A 15,473-nucleotide genomic window follows, 5' to 3' on the forward strand; every position below is an offset into this window, starting at 1 on the left:
CCGTCTTTATACGCATAATCCCGACCCGAGGAGACAGCCAGCGGGATATTGTTGCTGAGAAATTGGGAGGAAGGCCGGTTTTCCGGGATTCTTACGGGTATTTTTCTGCAGCGCCATTTTACGATCCTTCGGCCCGTTTCACCCGTTCGATTTGCAACAGAGGTGGCGTTATGAGTTTCAAAATCGCTATTATTGGCGCAGGCAGCGTCGGTTTCACGAAAAAACTGTTCACCGATCTCCTGTGCGTGCCGGAGTTTCGCGACATCGAAGTCGCACTGACTGATATCAGCCAGCACAATCTCGATATGATCAAGGCGATCCTTGAAAAGATCGTTGAGGCCAATGGTTTCCCGGTGAAAGTGACGGCCGATACTGACCGCCGCCGGGCGCTGGAAGGCGCGAAATATATCATCAGCTGTGTGCGGGTTGGCGGTCTGGAAGCTTATGCCGACGATATCCGCATTCCGCTGAAATATGGCATCGACCAGTGCGTGGGTGATACCATCTGCGCCGGCGGCATTCTCTATGGCCAGCGCAACATTCCGGTCATTCTGGATTTCTGCAAGGATATCCGCGAGGTTGCGGCACCGGGTGCGAAGTTCCTGAACTATGCCAACCCGATGGCCATGAACACCTGGGCGGCCATCGAATATGGCAAGGTGGATACGGTCGGTCTCTGCCACGGCGTGCAGCATGGCGCGGAACAGATCGCTGAAATCCTCGGCGCGAAATCCCTGTCAGAGCTGGACTACATCTGCTCCGGCATCAACCACCAGACATGGTTCATCGACCTCAGGCTCAACGGCCGAAAGATCGGAAAAGATGAGCTGGTTGCCGCCTTCGAGGCGCATCCGGTCTTTTCACAGCAGGAAAAGCTGCGCATCGACGTGCTGAAGCGCTTCGGTGTCTATTCGACCGAGAGCAACGGTCACCTCTCTGAATATCTGCCGTGGTATCGCAAGCGGCCTGACGAGATCGCCCGCTGGATCGACATGTCCGACTGGATCCACGGCGAAACCGGCGGTTACCTGCGTCACTCCACGGAAACGCGCAACTGGTTCGAAACCGAATTCCCACAGTTCCTGGCGTCCGCAGCGAAGCCGATCGATCCGACCAAGCGCTCCAACGAACATGCGAGCCATATTCTCGAGGCGCTGGAGACAGGACGCGTCTATCGCGGCCATTTCAATGTCAAGAACAACGGCGTCATCAGCAACCTGCCGGCCGATGCCATCATCGAGTCACCCGGTTTCGTCGACCGTTTCGGCATCAACATGGTCTCCGGCATCACGCTGCCGGAAGCCTGCGCGGCCACCTGCATGGCCTCCATCAACGTGCAGCGCATGTCGGTGCACGCGGCGGTCAGCGGCGATATCGATCTCCTGAAGCTCGCGGTGCTGCATGATCCGCTGGTAGGCGCCGTCGCGACGCCGGAAGAGGTCTGGCAGATGGTGGACGAAATGGTCGTCGCGCAGGCACGCTGGCTGCCGCAATATGCCGATGCCGTGCCGGCGGCGAAGGAAAGGCTGGCGAAATCCACCGTCAAGACGCGTGACTGGGCAGGGGCTGCGCGCCGCAATGTTCGTTCCATCGAAGAATTGCGGGCCGAAAAATCGGCGCTGAAAAAGGCTGTCTGAGGAAAAGCATGGAAACAGGCCGGCGGCGGAAGGGAGTTCGCCGTCCGGTTAGAACGATCACAGAGGGTGGGCGGTCGAAGAGCTGCCATTTGGGAGGAAAAACGATGTTAGTTCAACGCAAGATCGGTATCATCTCGGCACTGGGGCTCAGTGTTTCGATGATCGCACTCAATGCGCATGCCTTCGAGACCACCACGCCGCCGGAGCCGCCGCAATTTCCGGCCGAAGGCAAGATCAACTATGTGGCGCGCGACTCGATCCTCGAATTCAAGGCGCTGCCGAGCTACAGCGAACCCGACTGGATCACCGAAAAATTCGAGAAGGCGGGCAAGCTGCCGTCCTTGAAAGAGCGACTTCCGGAAGAACCGCTGGTCTACAAGACGGGCAATATGCCCGACGGTATGGGTGTTTACGGCGACACGATGCGCCATGTGGTCGGCGGCCGGCCCGAGGGCTGGAACTATATTGCCGGCCAGAGCCAGGGCTGGGGCGGCATCGATATTGCGCTTTCGGAATGCCTGACGCGCACTGCGCCGCTCTTTCAGGTGGATGCCAAGGATACCGAACCGCTGCCCAACCTGGCCAAAAGCTGGGAATGGTCCGAAGATGGCCACAAGCTGACGATGCATCTGGTCAAGGGCGCCAAATGGTCGGATGGCGAAGCCTTTAACGCCGATGACGTGATGTTCTATTGGGAAGATGCGGTCGTCGATCCAAATGTCTCACCGCTCGGCGGCGGTGCGTCGCCTGAGGCTTTCGGTGAAGGAACGACGCTTAAAAAGGTCGATGATTACACCGTCGAATGGACCTTCAAGGCCGCTTTTCCCAAGCAATATCTCTACACCATGGCCTATCCGAGCTTCTGCCCCGGGCCGTCGCATATCTTGAAGCCGCAGCATCCGAAATATTCCAAGAACACCTATAACCAGTTCAAGAACGCTTTCCCGCCGGAATATATGAACATGCCGGTCATGGGCGCATGGGTGCCGGTGTCCTACCGGCCCGACGATCTCATTGTTCTGCGTCGTAACCCCTATTACTGGAAGGTGGATGAAAAGGGCCAGCAACTGCCCTACTTGAACGAAGTCCACTACAAGCTCTCCACCTGGGCGGACCGCGATGTGCAGGCCGTGGCGGGATCGGGTGATTTCTCCAACCTCGAACAGCCGGAGAACTTCGTTGCCTCGCTGAAACGCGCTGCTGATCCGAATGCACCCGCCCGCCTTGCCTTCGGGCCGCGCCTCATCGGTTATAATCTGCAGATGAATTTCTCCGCCAATGGCTGGGGCAATCCAGATGAGCGCGGGCAGGCAATCCGTGAGCTGAACCGCAATGAGGTGTTCCGTCAGGCCGTCACCTCTGCTCTCGATCGCAAGGCGATCGGTGACTCGCTGGTGAAGGGACCTTTCACGGCGATCTATCCGGGCGGCATTTCATCCGGCACCAGCTTTTATGATCGCGCCTCCACGGTGTACTACCCCTTCAACCTCGAGGGCGCCAAGGCGGCACTCGCCTCGATCGGCCTGAAGGACACCGATGGCGATGGTTTCCTGAACTTCCCCAAGGAGACGTTAGGCGGCCGCAATGTCGAGATTACCCTTCTCGTCAATAACGGTTACGCGACGGACAAGAGCCTTGCTGAAGGTCTCGTGGGCCAGATGGCGAAACTCGGTCTGCGCGTCGTCATCAACAGCCTCGATTCCAACCAGCGTGATGCCGCCCATTATGGCGGGCAGTTCGACTGGCTGGTGCGGCGCAACTCCACCGAGCTTTCCTCCGTGGTGCAGAATACCGAGCAGCTTGCTCCTGTCGGCCCGCGCACCAGCTGGAACCATCGCTCGCCCGAGGGCAAGGAGCTGGATCTGATGCCGTTCGAGAAGGAGATGGCCGATCTGGTGCGGAAATTCATCTCCTCGCAGGACAATGCCGAGCGGGCGGAACTGATGAAGCAATATCAGAAGGTCTATACGCAGAACCTCTATACGATCGGCCTCACCGAATATCCGGGCGCGCTCATCGTCAACAAGCGGTTCTCCAACGTGCCGCAGGGTACGCCGATCTTCATGTTCAACTGGGCTGAAGATTCCATCATCCGCGAACGCCTGTGGGTCGCGGCCGACAAGCAGGGCAAATACGAACTTTTCCCTGAGCAGCTGCCCGGCAAGCCGGGCGAGGGCGGGCCGATCAACTAGGCATTCCAGTAAAAGTGCGTAGCGGTTTTCCGTCCGGAAAATGCGAAACTTGAAGAACTCCTCCCGGAGCACACCCGGCACCGGTCGCGCGTGAAGCGCGGCCGGAGACACACGGCCCATCCAAACCGAGGAAGACCGTTCGATGCTGAGATTTCTGACGATACGCGTAGCATCCGCCATTCCGGTGCTGTTGATCCTGAGCGTGGTGACCTTCGCCATCATCCAGGCGCCGCCCGGCGATTATGCCGACTACATCCGCTCACAGCTGATGAACCAGGGCGGGGCGTCCTTCGAACAGGCGGAAGCGCAGGCGCAGGCCTACCGTATCGAACACGGCCTCGATAAGCCGCTTGTGGTGCAATATTTCAACTGGATCGGCGGCATCATCACCCGCGGGGATTTCGGCTACAGCTTCTATTACAACAAGCCGGTCGCCGATGTGGTTGGCGAACGCCTGCCGCGCACCATTGCGCTGGCGCTGGTCTGCCACATCTTTGCGTCCGTCCTCGGCATTGCCTTCGGCATCTGGGCGGCGACACGGCAATATTCCTGGGTGGATAACCTGCTCTCCACCATCGCCTTCCTCGGCATGACCATCCCGCGTTTCCTGATGGCCCTGATCCTCGTTTATCTCATGGTGTTTCATTTCGACGTGTCGGAGATCGGCAGCTTCTTCTCGCCGCAATATGGCGGAGCGCCGTGGTCGTGGGGCAAATTTGTCGATCTCGTCAGCCATGTCTGGCCGGTGGTCGCCATCGCCGTCTTCGGTGGCCTCGCCTACAATATGCGGGTGATGCGCGGCAATCTGCTCGACACGCTGAATGCACAATATGTCGAGACGGCCCGCGCCAAGGGCCTTTCGGAAGGCGCTGTCATCATGCGCCATGCGGTACCGAATGCCGTGCACCCGCTGGTCATGTATCAGGGTGTCGTATTGCCCTACATGCTGAGCGGCGAGATCGAGACCGCCATCATCTTCGCACTGCCGACCGTCGGCCCGGCCATTGTTGGCTCCATGGCGGTGGGCGATGTCTATGTCACCGCGACCTTCATGATGGTGCTGGCCGCAACGCTGATCGTCGGCAACATCATCGCCGACATGCTGCTCGCCATGCTTGACCCACGCGTTCGCGAATTCGGGAGGGCCTGAGATGATGGCGTTTGACGAGATGAAGACCGAAACCGCCGCCACCGCAAAACCCGACCGCTCCGCCCATGGCAACGAGACTTATCTCGCACTCGTCTGGCGGCGTCTCAGACGCTCGTTTACCGGCATGGTCGGGCTGGTGCTGGTGATCCTGCTGATCCTGATTGCCATTTTCGCGGATTTCTTCGCGCCAATGAACCCGCTTGAAACCCATGGCAGCTTTTCGCCGCCGCAGGTGGTTCGCTTCACCGACAAGGACGGCAATATCAGCCTCGCCCCCCGCGTCTATGCCATTGCGGAGACGGACGAGCTTGACCCGGTCACCTTCCAGCCCATCGTCGGGCCGGATTACGACAATCCCGTTTATCTCGGCTTCTTCGTCAAAGGCGCGGAATACAGGCTTCTGGGTCTCATTCCGATGAGCCGGCATTTCTTCGGTTCGACGGATGGCCAGCCGGTGCATTTTCTCGGAACCGACAAATTCGGACGCGATGTGCTGTCGCGCGCCATCTATGGCTCGCGCATCTCGCTTGCCATTGCGCTCAGCGTCGTCGCCATCGTCACCGTCATCGGCACCAGTGTCGGCCTGATATCAGGTTATTTCGGCGGGCCGCTGGATGCATGGGTGCAGCGTTTCGTGGAAGTGGTTCTGGCTTTCCCGCAATTGCCGCTCTACCTCGCGCTGACCTCGCTCATCCCTGTCACCGCACCGACCACCGTGTTCCTCGTCTTCGTGGTCGGCGTCATGTCGGCGCTCGGCTGGGCGCAGATGTCGCGGGAGGTGCGTGGCAAGACGCTGGCACTGGCGCGTATTGACTATGTGCGGGCGGCCATTGCCGTCGGCGCCACCGACCGGCGCATCATCTTCCAGCATATTTTGCCGAATGTGATGAGCCATGTGATCGTTGCCGTCACCCTGCATATTCCGAGTGTCGTTCTGCTCGAATCCTTCCTCGGTTTCCTCGGCTTTGCGGTGAAGCCGCCGCTTATCTCCTGGGGGCTGATGCTGCAGGATACCGCGACCTATTCCGTCATCGGTTCCTATCCATGGATTCTCGCACCGGTCGGTTTTGTGCTGGTCACCGTTTTCGCCTTCAACGCGCTGGGCGATGGCCTGCGCGATGCCGTCGATCCCTATTGAGAGGAGCGTAAAATGGTAGCTGCCCAAAACAACGCCTACGCCCCCGCCATCCGCTTCGATGCCGATGACCGTCAGGATAACGCCATCATCGATGCCCGCAACATTGCCGTGACGTTCAAGGTGGAACACGGCACGGTGGAGGCGGTGAAGGACATCTCCTTCCAACTCTATCGCGGAGAGACGATCGCTATCGTCGGCGAATCCGGTTCGGGAAAATCGGTCACGGCCCGCACGGTGATGGGCCTTCTGACGAAGCGGGCTTCCGTCTCGAAATCCGCGACCGTGCGGTTTAACGGCGATGACATATTGAAGTTTTCGAGCCGCCAGCGCCGCGCGCTGCGCGGTAACCGCATCTCGATGATCTTTCAGGAGCCGATGAGTTCGCTGAACCCGATCTATACGATCGGCAGCCAGATCGTCGAGGCTATCCGCGTTCATTCGAAACTCAGCCGGAAAGAGGCCGAGGCGAGGGCGCTCGATCTTCTGCGGCAGGTGCAGATACCGGAACCGGAAGCGCGGCTCAAACAATATCCGCACCAGCTTTCCGGCGGCCAGCGGCAGCGTGTGATGATCGCCATGGCGCTCTCCAACGATCCGGACGTGCTGATTGCCGACGAACCCACCACCGCGCTCGATGTGACGGTGCAGGCGCAGATCCTCAATCTCATCCGCGACCTGCAGAAGAAACGCGGCATGGCCGTGGTTCTCATCACCCATGACCTGACGATCGTGAAGCAGTTTTCCGATTACGTCTATGTCATGCAGCATGGCGAGATGCGTGAGCACAACACCACGGAAAAGCTCTTCGAAGCGCCGCAGCACCCCTATACGAAAAGGCTGCTCGGCTCCGAACCGCATGGTACTGCGAACCCGCTGCCGGAAAATTCCGGCGTGCTGCTGACGGCAAGCGGCGTGCGCGTGTCCTTCATGATGCGTTACGGCGGACTGTTCAAACCGGAACTGAAAGAGCTGATCGCTGTCGACAGCCTCGGCCTCACTCTGAAGCGGCACGAGACGCTGGGGCTCGTCGGTGAATCCGGTTCCGGCAAGACCACCTTCGGCCAATCGCTGTTGCGGCTGAACGAGCCGGTGGGTGGCGAGGTGATCTTTGATGGCGAGAGGGTCGATGGCCGCTCCCGCGCCGAAATGCGGCCCTTGCGTTCGCGCATGCAGATCGTCTTTCAGGACCCCTTCGCCTCGCTCAATCCGCGCATGACCGTCGGCCAGATCATCGAGGAAGGCCTCATCATCAACGGTCTTGGCAAAACAAAAGCCGAAAGGCTGGACCGGGTGCGTGATGCGCTGGAGGCGGCGGGCATGCCCGGCAACATCCTCTCGCGGTTCCCGCACGAATTTTCCGGCGGCCAGCGCCAGCGCATCGCCATTGCGCGCGCCGTGGCGCTGGAGCCGGAGTTTATCCTGCTCGATGAACCAACCTCGGCGCTCGATCTTTCCGTACAGGCACAGATCATTGATCTCCTGCGCAAGCTGCAGGATGAGCGTGGCCTGAGCTACCTGTTCATCTCGCACGACCTGAAGGTGGTCCGCGCGCTCTGCCACCGCGTCATCGTCATGCAAGGCGGCAGGATCGTCGAGGAAGGGCCCGTCGAGGACGTGCTGACCAACCCGAAAACAGAATATACTCAGCGGCTTGTACGAGCCGCCTTCGAAATCGCTTGAATTCCCAATACCGGAGGTAGACATGGCAAGAGATCCCAAGATCACATTTATCGGCGCAGGCTCCACTGTTTTCATGAAGAACATCATCGGCGACGTGCTGCAGCGTCCGGCCCTGTCCGGTGCCACCATCGCGCTGATGGACATCAACCGCGAAAGGCTGGAAGAAAGCGCCATCGTCGTCAACAAGCTGATTTCGACATTGGGGGCTAAGGCGAAGGCCGAGACCTATACCGACCAGAAGAAGGCCCTTGCCGGTGCCGATTTCGTCGTCGTCGCCTTCCAGATCGGCGGTTACGAGCCCTGCACGGTCACCGATTTCGAGGTGCCGCGCAAATATGGCCTGCGCCAGACCATCGCCGACACGCTCGGCGTCGGCGGCATCATGCGCGGTCTTCGCACCGTTCCGCACCTGTGGAAGATCTGCGAGGACATGCTGGCCGTCTGCCCCAACGCCATCATGTTGCAATATGTGAACCCCATGGCGATCAACACCTGGGCCATTGCCGAGAAATTCCCGACGATCCGGCAGGTGGGCCTTTGCCATTCCGTGCAGGGCACGGCGATGGAACTCGCCCACGATCTCGATATTCCCTACGAGGAAATCCGCTATCGTTCGGCGGGCATCAACCACATGGCGTTTTTCCTGGAGTTCGAACACCGCCAGCCCGACGGCAGCTACAGGAATCTTTATCCCGATCTCGTGCGCGGCTACCGCGAAGGCCGTGCGCCAAAACCTGGCTGGAACCCGCGCTGCCCCAACAAGGTTCGCTACGAGATGCTGACGCGGCTCGGTTATTTCGTCACCGAAAGCTCGGAGCATTTCGCCGAATATACGCCCTATTTCATCAAGGAAGGCCGCGAAGACCTGATCGAGAAATTCGGCATTCCGCTTGATGAATATCCCAAGCGCTGCATTGAACAGATCGAGCGCTGGAAGGGACAGGCGGCTGCCTATCGTTCCGCTGACAAGATCGAGGTCAAGCCGTCCAAGGAATATGCCTCTTCCATCATCAATTCGGTCTGGACCGGCGAACCCTCCGTCATCTACGGCAACCAGCGCAACAATGGCTGCATCACCTCGCTGCCATCCGATTGCGCGGCGGAAGTGCCGTGCCTTGTCGACCATAATGGCGTGCAGCCCACCTTCATCGGCGAATTGCCGCCGCAGCTCACCGCCCTGATGCGCACCAACATCAATGTTCAGGAGCTGACGGTGCGGGCGCTGATCACCGAAAACCGCGACCACATCTTCCACGCGGCGATGATGGACCCTCACACGGCGGCGGAACTGGATCTCGACCAGATATGGTCGCTGGTGGACGACCTTCTCGTGGCCCATCGCGACTGGTTGCCGGAGTGGACACAAGCCGAGGTGAAGCGGGCGCGGGCGGTGTAAGAACGCAGGGGCTGCGTTGATGGCAGGCTGGCGCACGGCACCCGTGTGGCGTTCGCCGGTTGGCCTTCCGTTATAGATTTAACGTCATCCTCGGGCTCGTCCCGAGGATCCAATCACATTACAAAAAACTGACGGCTGGCAGATGCTCGGGACAGGCCCGAGCATGACGAAAGGGTTTTAGTTCTTCGTCCAATTGACGTGTGTCAAAGCCGCAAACCGCACCCTCACCTAAACAGCCACGGCAACCGGTCTTTCTCCCTTGGACAGGGGAAATATCAGGTGCGAATTATGAACGTAAAGGTGGCTGGCTTCTTCGGTTTCATCGTATTACGGTTGAAACTCGAAGGGTTCATGGGGAAGACGGATGTCCAGAAAAGGCTTGCTCATTGGTCTGGTGGTTTTGGTGCTTGCCATTGCCGCTTATTTCGTCTGGTCGAAGTTCACGGCAGAGGGGTTGCCCGCCGGTTTCGCGGCCAGCAACGGCCGGATCGAGGCGGTCGAGATCGATATTTCTACGAAGACCGCCGGCCGTCTTCAGGACATCATGGTGCGCGAAGGCGATTTCGTGAAGGCCGGGCAGGTGCTTGCGCAGATGGACACCGCCCAGCTGGAAGCCAAGAGGCGTCAGGCGCAGGCACAGCTTCGCCGCGCGAAAATAGCGATCGATACCGCCAACAGCCTCGTTGCCCAGCGGGAGGCGGAGAAAACATCCGCTCTCGCAGTGGTGGAACAGCGCAAGGCCCAGCTTGATTCCGCCTCCAAGACCTATACGCGCTCGAAACAGCTGCTGACCGGCAATGTCGTATCGCAGCAGATCGTCGATGACAGCGAAGCGGCCGAACAATCCGCCCGCGCGACGCTCGCTTCCGCCGAAGCCTCGCTCGCCGCCTCGGATGCCGCAATCAATGCCGCCCGGGCGCAGATCGTCGACGCCGAAGCGGCGGTCGATGCCGCGCAGGCCGATATCGAAAGCATCGAAACGGATATTGCCGATGCGACGCTGAAATCGCCGCGCGATGGCCGGGTGCAATATCGCATCGCCCAGCCCGGAGAGGTGCTCTCTGCCGGCGGACGGGTTCTGAACCTCGTTGATCTCGGCGATGTCTACATGACGTTCTTCCTGCCGACGGCCGAGGCCGGCCGCACATCCATGGGGTCCGATGTTCGCCTGATACTGGATGCCGCGCCGCAATATACCATTCCGGCCAAGGTCTCCTTCGTGGCGGATGTCGCGCAGTTTACGCCCAAGACGGTCGAAACCGAGGAAGAGCGCCAGAAGCTGACCTTCCGGGTGCGGGCGCAGATCCCGCAGGAACTGCTGCAGAAATATATTCAATATGTCAAAACCGGTCTGCCGGGCATGGCCTATGTTCGGCTTGATCCCGAGGCCGTCTGGCCGGAAAATCTCGACCGTAATCTCGTGAAGTGACGGTGGCCGCCATGGTCACGCCTTCTGCGACGAGCACCGGAAACGATCAGAACGCGCCGGTCGCGCGCCTGGCCGACGTGCGGCTGTCATTTGGCAGCACGGTGGCTTTGGCCGACATATCGGTTGATATTCCCTCGGGGCGAATGATCGGGCTTATCGGCCCGGATGGCGTCGGCAAATCCAGCCTGCTGTCGCTGATCTCCGGCGCCCGCGCCATCCAGAAGGGCAGGGTGGAAGTTCTCTGCGGCGATATGTCCGATGCGCGCCACCGTGAGGATACGTGCCCGCGCATCGCCTACATGCCGCAGGGGCTTGGCAAGAACCTTTATCCCACCTTGTCCGTCTTCGAGAATATCGACTTTTTCGGCAGGCTGTTCGGGCAGGACGGCGGAGAGCGGCGGGCGCGTATCGCCGAATTGCTGAAGAGCACAGGTCTCGAACCTTTCGCCGACCGCCCGGCCATGAAACTTTCCGGCGGCATGAAGCAGAAGCTCGGGCTCTGCTGCGCGCTGATTCACGATCCGGACCTGCTCATTCTCGATGAGCCGACCACAGGCGTCGATCCGCTGTCGCGCCGGCAATTCTGGGAGCTGATCGATTCCATCCGCGCCGGTCGCCCCGGCATGAGCGTCATCGTCGCGACGGCCTATATGGAAGAGGCCGCCGGTTTCGACTGGCTGGTCGCCATGGATGGCGGCAAAATCCTCGCCACCGGCTCGCCCGCCGAACTGCTGGAGCGCACCTCGGCAGCCAATCTCGATGCAGCTTTCATCGCGCTTCTGCCGGAAGAAAAGCGCAAGGGCTACCGGGAGGTGCATATCGCGCCGCGCAAGGTGACCGGCGAGAGCGACTATGCCATCGAAGCGTCGCATCTCAGCATGCGCTTCGGCGATTTCACCGCCGTCGACAATGTCAGTTTCAAGATTCCGCGTGGCGAGATTTTCGGCTTTCTCGGCTCGAACGGCTGCGGAAAATCCACCACCATGAAGATGCTGACCGGGCTTCTGGCCGCCAGCGAAGGCGAGGCGAAGCTCTTCAGCCACAAGGTGGATGCGAGCGACATGGCCATCCGCCACCGGGTCGGTTACATGAGCCAGGCTTTCTCGCTCTATTCCGAGCTGACGGTGCGCCAGAACCTTGATCTTCACGCGCGGCTGTTCAAGCTGCCGGAAGAAAAAATCCAGCCGCGTATCGCCGAGATGGCGGAGCGTTTCGATCTCGGCGCGGTCATGGAGACGCTGCCGGACGACCTGCCGCTCGGCATCCGACAGAGGCTGTCGCTGGCGGTGGCGATGATCCATTCGCCGGATATTCTCATCCTTGACGAACCGACCTCCGGTGTCGATCCGGTGGCGCGCGATGGATTTTGGCAGATTCTCGCCGATCTCTCCCGCAACGACAATGTCACCATCTTCATCTCCACCCATTTCATGAATGAGGCGGAGCGTTGCGACCGGATTTCGCTGATGCATGCCGGCAAGGTGCTGATCAGCGATACGCCAGATGCGATCACCAGGGGCCGGAACGCCGCAACGCTGGAGGAGGCCTTTGTTGCCTATCTCGAAGATGCATCCGGCGTGACGAAATCAGGGCCGGCGGAAGCGCCTGCCGCGACAGCAAACGTGCCGGCGGCGCAGCACGCCGCGCCCGCCCGCAAACGGTTCTTCGATGTCCGGCGCATGTTCAGCTATACGCGCCGCGAGGCGCTGGAGTTGCAGCGTGATCCCATTCGCGGCACGCTGGCGGTGCTCGGCAGTGTCATCCTGATGTTCGTGATCGGATACGGCATCAATCTCGATGTCGAGGATCTGACCTTCGCAGTGCTGGACCGCGACGATTCCACCATCAGCCGCGATTATGTGCTCGACATAACCGGTTCCCGTTATTTTATCGAGAAAGAACCGATCCGCGATTATGCCGATATGGACCGGCGCATGCGCGATGGCGAACTGAGCCTTGCCATTGAAATTCCCCCCGGTTTCGGTCGCGATGTGCTGCGCGGCAAGACGGTGGAGGTGGGCGCCTGGATCGATGGTGCCATGCCGCAGCGGGCCGAGACCGTGCGTGGTTACGTGCAGGGCATGCACCAGACATGGCTGGCGCGCAAGGCGGCTGAGATTTACGGCAGCGCCGCGACGCAGAGCAGCTTCAGCATCGAGACGCGCTATCGTTACAATCCCGATGTCAAAAGCCTTGTCGCGATGGTGCCGGCGGTCATTCCGCTGTTGCTGATGCTCATTCCGGCGATGCTGGCGGCACTCAGCGTCGTCCGGGAAAAGGAACTCGGCTCCATCGTCAATCTGTACGTGACGCCGACCACGCGGCTGGAGTTCCTGATTGGCAAGCAGCTTCCTTATGTCGCCCTCGGCATGCTCAATTTCCTGCTGTTGACGGCATTCGCGATCTTCATTTTCCGGGTGCCGTTCACCGGCAGCTATCTTGCTTACGCAACGGGAGCGCTGCTCTTTGTCATCATCGCCACCTCGATCGGTCTCGTGATGTCATCCTTCATGAAGAGCCAGATCGCGGCGATCTTCGGCACCGCCTTGCTGACGCTCATTCCGGCGACGCAATATTCGGGCATGATCGATCCCGTCTCGTCGTTGCAGGGCGCGGGGGCCGTTATCGGAAACATCTATCCCGCCACCTATTTCATGACGATTTCCCGCGGGACCTTTTCCAAGGGGCTGGATTTCGCCGGGCTTTCCGGTTCCTTCCTGCCGCTTCTCATCGCCGTTCCGCTGCTCCTCATCGCCGGTGCCGCACTTTTGAGGAAGCAGGCGTCATGAGGTTGTTTTCGTCCAACATCTTCCAGCTCGGCATCAAGGAACTGCGCGGGCTTGCGCGCGACGGCATGTTGCTGGTCCTCATCGTCTACGCCTTCACGCTGCAGATCTACACTGGCTCCAGCGCTCTGCCGGAAACGCTCAACAATGCCGCCATCGCCATTGTCGACGAGGATCAGTCGCCGCTTTCCAGCCGCATCAGCACGGCTTTTTACCCGCCCTATTTTGCGCCGCCGAAGCAGATTTCCATTGCCGAGATGGACAAGCGCATGGATGCCGGCCTTGATACGTTCGCGCTCAACATTCCCCCGGATTTCCAGCGCCGGCTGATGGCCGGGCAGCAGCCCGCCATTCAGCTCAATATCGACGCGACCCGCATGAGCCAGGCCTTCAGCGGCGGCGGTTATGTGCAGACCATCGTGACGAGCGAAATCCAGGAATATATCAACCGCTATCGCGGCGCGACCTCGGTGCCGGTGGACCTGACCCTGCGCTCGCGTTTCAATCCGGAGCTGGACAAATCCTGGTTCGGCTCGATCAACAACATCATCACCGCCATCACCATGCTGTCGATCGTGCTGACGGGTGCCGCGCTCATTCGCGAGCGCGAGCATGGCACGGTCGAGCATCTGCTGGTCATGCCGGTGACACCGCTGGAAATCATGCTCAGCAAGGTCTGGTCCATGGGGCTCGTCGTGCTGGTGGCCTCGGCCTTTTCCCTGTTCGTCGTCGTCAGGGGGCTGCTGGCCGTTCCAATCGAAGGTTCGCTCCTGCTCTTCCTGCTCGGCACCGCCCTGCAATTGTTCGCCATGACGTCGATGGGCATTTTTCTGGCGACGGTGGCCGGCTCGATGCCGCAATTCGGCATGTTGCTGATCCTGTTCCTGCTGCCATTGCAGGTGCTCTCCGGCGCCATGACGCCGCGCGAAAGCATGCCGGATGCGATCCAGTACATCATGCTTCTGGCGCCCAACACCCATTTCGTCATTCTGGCGCAATCGGTGCTTTTCAGGGGCGCGGGACTGGATGTGGTGTGGCCGCAATTGCTGGCTCTGCTCGCCATCGGCTCGGCGCTCTTCATTTTTGCGCTTCGTCGCTTCCGGCGGTTCCTGCGCTGAACCGCGGAAAAAACCCGTTTGCCGTCATTTTCGAACGAGTTGAATTAATTGTGTACGGTAACGGTATGTTCGCCTTCCGGGAATATGCCTATGAGACGGCTGGGTAAAAGAGGGCTTTGTTCAGGAGTAGTACAATGACTATCGCAGCACGTCTGTCGCTTACGGCCATGATCGCACTGGCGGCAACACCGTCTCTCGCATCGGAAGATATGACGTCGCGGACGAGTGAAGCGATATTCGGTTTCGGCGGCGTGCTGACCAAAGAGGACATGCTGAAAAGCGCGGCCCTCTTTCCGGTGGAATATGAACGGAACGCCATTCTGGGCGGTGGTTATCAGTTTTACCCCTACCGCATCGGCAATGTGAAACTGGGTGGCGAAATCGGCGTCGCTGCCAGATTTGGCAAGGGTTTCACCGGTGAAGTATGGGCCGGCCCGGTGGCGCGTTATGAACAGATCAGGCTCGGCGAGCGGCTGTTCATCACGCCGAGCTTTACCGCTGGCCTCAGCCTGGTGACCGATGCACAGCCGGGCCGCGAGCGCGAGCAGGAAATCAAGGACGGCGGCAACGCCAACGTCCTGTTTTACCTCGGGCCTGAGATCAACGTCTCCTTCAGCGAGGATTCCTCGACGGAATTCTTCTGGCGCCTTCACCACCGTTCCGGCGGTGGCAAAACATTGGGCAATATGAAGGGCGCGACAAACGCCAACGTCTTCGGCGTCCGCTACAAGTTCTAAAAGGCGAGGGGCGCTCAGATCGTCCGCCATGTGGCTGAATTTTCAGCCACCCGTCATTTTCCGGGAAGAGGTGAATGGGAACCCTTGCATCCAGCGCATGGGTGGATTGCCTTATTCTGCCTGTTCATTGAGCATGAGAAAGCGCATATAGAGGGCATCAAAGGACGCCGGAACGAAAACGTTACTGACGTCACCTAAACCTCAGAAAGG

General features: G+C 59.8%; 10 protein-coding genes. All 10 read left to right on the plus strand.

Annotated elements, in window-relative coordinates; all coding sequences use genetic code 11:
- Positions 1–170 precede the first annotated feature (170 nt).
- The 10 genes from O3S81_RS11760 (at position 171) to O3S81_RS11805 (ending at position 15,263) form a co-directional block, all read left to right on the plus strand.
- The gene (locus tag O3S81_RS11760; RefSeq protein WP_269343315.1) at positions 171–1,637 is read left to right on the plus strand and encodes an alpha-glucosidase/alpha-galactosidase; all 1,467 of its coding nucleotides are present in this window, start codon (positions 171–173) and stop codon (positions 1,635–1,637) included.
- A gap of 104 nt (positions 1,638–1,741) precedes the next feature.
- Entirely contained in the window at positions 1,742–3,829 is a 2,088-nt protein-coding gene (locus tag O3S81_RS11765; protein ID WP_269343316.1) for an ABC transporter substrate-binding protein, read from the plus strand.
- Positions 3,830–3,971: 142 nt separating this feature from the next.
- Entirely contained in the window at positions 3,972–4,979 is a 1,008-nt protein-coding gene (locus O3S81_RS11770; protein WP_112766410.1) for an ABC transporter permease, read from the plus strand.
- 1 nt (position 4,980) lies between these two features.
- Positions 4,981–6,117 carry an ABC transporter permease gene (locus tag O3S81_RS11775; RefSeq protein WP_269343317.1) on the plus strand — a complete coding sequence of 379 codons (1,137 nt, stop codon included), beginning with the start codon at positions 4,981–4,983 and terminating at the stop codon, positions 6,115–6,117.
- 12 nt (positions 6,118–6,129) lie between these two features.
- Positions 6,130–7,797, plus strand: coding sequence for an ABC transporter ATP-binding protein (locus O3S81_RS11780; protein ID WP_269343320.1), 1,668 nt, complete (start codon positions 6,130–6,132; stop codon positions 7,795–7,797).
- Positions 7,798–7,819: 22 nt separating this feature from the next.
- Positions 7,820–9,193: an alpha-glucosidase/alpha-galactosidase gene (locus O3S81_RS11785; protein WP_269343322.1), complete on the plus strand. Its 1,374-nt coding sequence runs from the start codon at positions 7,820–7,822 to the stop codon at positions 9,191–9,193.
- Between the two features lie 364 nt (positions 9,194–9,557).
- Entirely contained in the window at positions 9,558–10,622 is a 1,065-nt protein-coding gene (locus tag O3S81_RS11790; protein ID WP_269343324.1) for an HlyD family secretion protein, read from the plus strand.
- Positions 10,623–10,633: 11 nt separating this feature from the next.
- Positions 10,634–13,411 (plus strand): ribosome-associated ATPase/putative transporter RbbA, encoded by a 2,778-nt coding sequence (gene rbbA, locus O3S81_RS11795; protein ID WP_269343326.1) that lies wholly within the window; start codon positions 10,634–10,636, stop codon positions 13,409–13,411.
- Positions 13,408–14,526, plus strand: coding sequence for an ABC transporter permease (locus O3S81_RS11800; RefSeq protein ID WP_269343328.1), 1,119 nt, complete (start codon positions 13,408–13,410; stop codon positions 14,524–14,526). The genes rbbA and O3S81_RS11800 overlap by 4 nt, the downstream gene beginning before the upstream one ends.
- Before the next feature lie 134 nt (positions 14,527–14,660).
- Positions 14,661–15,263 carry a hypothetical protein gene (locus tag O3S81_RS11805; RefSeq protein ID WP_269343329.1) on the plus strand — a complete coding sequence of 201 codons (603 nt, stop codon included), beginning with the start codon at positions 14,661–14,663 and terminating at the stop codon, positions 15,261–15,263.
- The last annotated feature ends 210 nt before the right edge of the window (positions 15,264–15,473 follow it).

This window comes from Agrobacterium sp. SOY23, from assembly GCF_027212525.1.
Lineage (GTDB): Bacteria > Pseudomonadota > Alphaproteobacteria > Rhizobiales > Rhizobiaceae > Agrobacterium > Agrobacterium tumefaciens_I.

What these genes read in the sequence shown, in the direction of transcription:
- O3S81_RS11760 (WP_269343315.1), top strand. Translation starts at nt 171, where the DNA reads ATGAGTTTCAAAATCGCTATTATTGGCGCAGGCAGCGTCGGTTTCACG.
- O3S81_RS11765 (WP_269343316.1), top strand. Translation starts at nt 1,742, where the DNA reads ATGTTAGTTCAACGCAAGATCGGTATCATCTCGGCACTGGGGCTCAGT.
- O3S81_RS11770 (WP_112766410.1), top strand. Translation starts at nt 3,972, where the DNA reads ATGCTGAGATTTCTGACGATACGCGTAGCATCCGCCATTCCGGTGCTG.
- O3S81_RS11775 (WP_269343317.1), top strand. Translation starts at nt 4,981, where the DNA reads ATGATGGCGTTTGACGAGATGAAGACCGAAACCGCCGCCACCGCAAAA.
- O3S81_RS11780 (WP_269343320.1), top strand. Translation starts at nt 6,130, where the DNA reads ATGGTAGCTGCCCAAAACAACGCCTACGCCCCCGCCATCCGCTTCGAT.
- O3S81_RS11785 (WP_269343322.1), top strand. Translation starts at nt 7,820, where the DNA reads ATGGCAAGAGATCCCAAGATCACATTTATCGGCGCAGGCTCCACTGTT.
- O3S81_RS11790 (WP_269343324.1), top strand. Translation starts at nt 9,558, where the DNA reads ATGTCCAGAAAAGGCTTGCTCATTGGTCTGGTGGTTTTGGTGCTTGCC.
- rbbA (WP_269343326.1), top strand. Translation starts at nt 10,634, where the DNA reads ATGGTCACGCCTTCTGCGACGAGCACCGGAAACGATCAGAACGCGCCG.
- O3S81_RS11800 (WP_269343328.1), top strand. Translation starts at nt 13,408, where the DNA reads ATGAGGTTGTTTTCGTCCAACATCTTCCAGCTCGGCATCAAGGAACTG.
- O3S81_RS11805 (WP_269343329.1), top strand. Translation starts at nt 14,661, where the DNA reads ATGACTATCGCAGCACGTCTGTCGCTTACGGCCATGATCGCACTGGCG.